The sequence below is a fragment of the Oleiphilus sp. HI0080 genome (genome assembly GCF_001635135.1).
The window spans coordinates 1-629 of sequence record NZ_LWFU01000043.1 but is presented as its reverse complement, the minus strand read 5'-3'; the positions used below and the strand labels follow the sequence as shown (position 1 = coordinate 629).

At 48.6% G+C, this 629-nt stretch carries 1 pseudogene; it reads right to left on the bottom strand.

Annotated elements, in window-relative coordinates:
* Nucleotides 1-234: 234 nt before the first annotated feature.
* Nucleotides 235-629: pseudogene (locus tag A3751_RS22370) on the bottom strand (short chain dehydrogenase); the annotation flags it as partial.

Here is a 629-nt window from a genome sequence, read left to right as displayed (position 1 = left end):
CCGTTCGTAAAAGATATCGATAAAGCTATCGGCATTTCTGATAGCGTCGTTTTCAATAATTGAACTTTTAAATGGCTTCGTTGCAGGCAGAGGTTTTTCCGCAGACGCGGAGTCAATCGATTCTATGCTAACAGTGGATGGCATGTTTTTTACCTTGGCTTCGTTATGTTTATTGGTAGCCTTCGAGACGACATCCTAACGTCTCACAGGCGCCGAAGCGCCCGTACACCCAGTTTATTCGACAAAAAGGTCTTTCATCAAGGGTTTCGTGTTCTCGCTTGAGTAGCGGTATTGGTCGAAGTCAGTGACGCCACTTTTTCGCAAGACGCATTCATCTATAAGAAGCTCGCCAGTGAGTGCGAGCTTGTCTGTAGAGAGTACTTCATAAGCGGCATCTGCCATGATGGCCGGTATCCGACCTTTCTCAAGAATACTCTTGCCGCCACCTTCGAATTCGACCGCCGCGGTCGCAATGACGGTTTGGGGCCACAAGGAATTTACCGCAATGCCAAAGCGGCGGTACTCCTGCGCCAAACTGATGGTCAGCATAGACATCCCATATTTGGTGACCGTGTATGGGCCATAGTGCTGAAACCATTTAGGATCGAGATTCAGTGGAGGCGATAAGC